General features: G+C 46.9%; 5 protein-coding genes and 2 pseudogenes. 1 reads left to right on the plus strand and 6 read right to left on the minus strand.

Features of this window, described 5'->3' with window-relative positions:
* The first annotated feature begins 226 nt into the window (after positions 1-226).
* Positions 227-367 carry a hypothetical protein gene (locus tag BLW34_RS16285; RefSeq protein WP_176754399.1) on the plus strand — a complete coding sequence of 47 codons (141 nt, stop codon included), beginning with the start codon at positions 227-229 and terminating at the stop codon, positions 365-367.
* A gap of 62 nt (positions 368-429) precedes the next feature.
* Here the strand turns inward: BLW34_RS16285 and BLW34_RS15000 are convergent.
* The 6 genes and pseudogenes from BLW34_RS15000 to BLW34_RS15900 form a co-directional block, all read right to left on the minus strand.
* Positions 430-1,387 (minus strand): annotated as a pseudogene (locus BLW34_RS15000) (IS1595 family transposase).
* Between the two features lie 186 nt (positions 1,388-1,573).
* A complete protein-coding gene (locus BLW34_RS15005) occupies positions 1,574-1,855 on the minus strand; it encodes a transposase (protein WP_177166067.1) in 282 nt (93 codons plus the stop codon).
* A gap of 194 nt (positions 1,856-2,049) precedes the next feature.
* Entirely contained in the window at positions 2,050-2,487 is a 438-nt protein-coding gene (locus BLW34_RS15010) for a winged helix-turn-helix domain-containing protein (RefSeq protein WP_090581316.1), read from the minus strand.
* Positions 2,488-2,490: 3 nt separating this feature from the next.
* On the minus strand, positions 2,491-2,631 hold the full coding sequence (locus tag BLW34_RS16290) for a hypothetical protein (protein ID WP_177166068.1): 141 nt from the start codon (positions 2,629-2,631) through the stop codon (positions 2,491-2,493).
* 117 nt (positions 2,632-2,748) lie between these two features.
* Positions 2,749-3,258 carry an IS66 family transposase gene (locus tag BLW34_RS15015; RefSeq protein ID WP_090581319.1) on the minus strand — a complete coding sequence of 170 codons (510 nt, stop codon included), beginning with the start codon at positions 3,256-3,258 and terminating at the stop codon, positions 2,749-2,751.
* Between the two features lie 54 nt (positions 3,259-3,312).
* Positions 3,313-3,409, minus strand: a pseudogene (locus tag BLW34_RS15900) (IS5/IS1182 family transposase); the annotation flags it as partial.

The following is a 3,409-nucleotide window of genomic DNA, read 5'->3' on the forward strand; positions in this document are numbered from 1 at the left end:
GTCCGTTTCATCTGAAATCCTCCCAGGACTCCATATCAAACCAGACAGATCATTTGCTACAAGTCCGGACAGTTTATTTGCTCTCTACATTCTTATGAATTTACTGGACAGTACATTATAATTCTGATATTAAACATATGGTCATTCTGGATACGAATGGCCAAAGAGTTGTCGTATATTTAAATATAATAATTCATCATATTTGTTTATATAGGAGATTAAGAAAATGAAATCTGCATTCTTGGTAGCTATACTTACGGCGCTGACACTGACTGCTTGTGGTGATCCTAAACCGGCGCAGTATCCACCTAGTGCCTCAATGGAGCGTGAGTCAATGCCTGATAAAGCAGACGAAACAAAAAAATAATAAAACTATATAGAATGATCAGGATTTTAAAACCGCTCTCAGTAGGGCGGTTTTTTTTTAAGCTATGTCTGCATTAATCGTTGAAACTGATTTTCTCGTCCGCGAGCGGCTTGAAGTCCAACAATCGGCGAGTTGTGCTCGCCCCAGCGTTCCAACTATCTTCGCCAGTCCAGATAATTTTCCAGGTACTTGGTCGCGACCCCATGAAATCTTCCCATCCATTGTTTGAGTCGGCTGTCGCAGGCATTAACGTTCTGAATATGGTAAACGCTGGCAGCGAGGTTGACGGGACGATGGGTAATTCCGAGGCTTATAAGCCACAGACCGATAGACGGCAGCGCCATCGCTACAGAAAATGGCATCTTTCGCCAGAATAGCCTGCAAAGGGAGTTCGATTGTCTTCTTATCAATCGCCGTTAACTTGAAATCCGCTGTTGCGCCAGAACGATCGCGCACTACCAACACCGGCACCTGGTCTTTGCCCGTGCTGCGTGCATGGATTTGCTTGCCGCGTTTACGCGGTGGACGGTCCAGTTGGCGGTTGACCTTCGCAGGAAGAGGGAAAGAAGGTTTCATCCGCCTCGACGATCCCTTGCAGGCGGTTGGCTTTAGTGGCCACCGGCAAAACCAAGAACCGATGGCGCCAGCGAAAACTGGTATTTTTGTCGATCCCGCGTTGCTTAGCGCTCGCCCGCACGGTCAAGCCATCAATCAACACCGCGCTGTAATTCAACCACTGCTCCTTATGCCGCAGACGGATCAAAGGGGTTCCCGATACAGCCGTGAACGTGTGTTTGCACGCGCGCGACAACGAAAGCGCTGCAACACCGCTTGGTACCCCCAACGATAGGGACGACCCGCCTGGCAAGCCGGGTACCTCGGCTCAAAAGAATCCTCAAGCCACTTCACGACCACAGCTTGCGGCGCTACCTCGCCCAGGCAATGCCTGACCTGCTCTTTTTGGCTCCGGCTAAGCTGCGATATTTTTTTTAACCATTCCTCAAAATCAGAGGCTTTCATGACTATGCCCTCCAGTCTTGATGTTCCAATCTATTGGACAAAGAAGTATTTTCAACGTTTAACGGGTCGCGATAGGAATGCCGGGTAACCGGCATTCCTATCGCGACCCGTTAAACGCAGACACAGCCTAATTTGACCCAATATTTACGCCTAATTCCATTCCTACTTCATAAGCGAATTTATAATTCAAGACCATGCAACGATGGACTGAGCACATTCGCGATCTTTTTCCATGTCCCGCATTGCTGCTTCCAGGTGATTTTCAAGTGCGTCCAGGCTGTCGAATACACGGGTGTGGAATGATTTCTCCCGTAGCCCATCCCAAAGATTCTCAACAGGATTGAGTTCTGGTGAGTAGGGCGGCAGCATGAGTAAGCGCAGATTATGTGGAAGCTTAAGCGTGTGACTACGATGCCATCCTGCACCATCGAGCGCCAAAATAATCCTGTCATTTGGATGATGCGACACTATCCCTCATCCAGGAATATTTGCATGCAATTGCTATTAACCTGAGGCAGGATAAGTGTATCCAGTTCACCATCAGCAACCGAGACAGCAGCTAAGCATAGACATATTCCTGGATGATCATTGCTTGGTATGGCGGTCGTATAGGCTTAGGGCACCAACACCGGCGTGTATCAGAAACACGCCCAAAGCGGGCTTCATCCTGAAACATCAGACGCAGTTGTCCTTCTGCTTGCCACTCCTTGGTCAACTTCTGTCACCCTATGTGTCAGGATATCTCGAAGTTTTTTCCGCTCATCCTGAGCGAGTACGTCTACTTTGGGATGGTGCCTGTCAGGAGCCAATTTGCACCAGCCATGGCGGTGCAGTAGGTTGTAGGTGGCTGCTAGCGAGATCTTGCAATTTAAGCGTTCATCAAGTGCTTGCTTGATTTCGCTAACAATCAAAATACCTCCTGTTGATGCTTTTTCTATAAAGGGTGCTAGAAAAGCAACTTCTTCTTCACGTGAAAGATTCTCGCGCCGCCGTCCACCACGGGTAGACTTCCCTGTCTCACGCATGCCGCCATTGCGGATGAAACACATTCGAAGCTGGCACGCCCAGCCTACTGAAACACCTGTTGCTGTCTGCTTCATTGATCATCCAAATTCCAAAGGTAGCACTACAGCTTGCGCCTGTCTTAATTCTTCTATTGTTCTTGAATTAACCAGCAAATCCTTTGCTTGTTCCAACACCTCTTTTCCACTCGCTACTCGTGCCATCACAATATTTCCTTTCATAAGTTGCTTCTATTGTTTCATTTATGAAATAGAAATGGAATAAGCTACCAGCCCGGCTATCAGATTAACAAAAAGGTAACTACTCACCCCATACTTTATGAGCTTCACCAGCCAACGCTATTTGAATAGCGATAGGAGGGTTATATCCTCTATTGGCCATGGGATTTGCAGGTAGCTCGAAATTCGGCAACAGGCATGAGCGTATTCGCTGACGCTGAAGCAACCCGAGATCTTTTGTTTGACCTTTGACATTCTCAAGTCACGCTCTGCTCTGTTATTGGTAAACGATACATGCGGGTCTTTAGCAAACAGTAGCACCGCTGCTTCATGAATTTTCAGTCTTTCCCAAAGATTGTGCACTTCAGATTTGGCAAGTTTACCGCGTTTACCATTGAGTTTAGATAGACTGACCGGCAGTTCTTTTTCAGCACTCCTTAAGATATTCCGGTAACGTTTTTGCAGATTGGCGAACATTTTGTCGCTCAAACGCTTTTCCGTGCTTCTGGAGACTTCTTTGCAGGCCTCCTGTAGCAGGCGTTTCATATTGCGTGCCCAGGCATAGTTATGCATGTCAACGATAAAGATCAGTTCACGCAAAAAATGTGATCCGCACAGCGTTGAGTTTATTTGATCTTAGAAATTATCTAGAAATTTCCGTAGAAACTTTATCTTAGAGTCTGTTCAAAATCTTTGCAGTAACAATGCCAAGAAAGCAAGATGGACGAACTGTAGGCTGGTGTTGAGTTTGCGTTCACAATTTTTCCACAGCCGCCGGCAT

This window comes from Nitrosomonas sp. Nm58 (assembly GCF_900107335.1).
Taxonomy (GTDB): Bacteria; Pseudomonadota; Gammaproteobacteria; order Burkholderiales; family Nitrosomonadaceae; genus Nitrosomonas.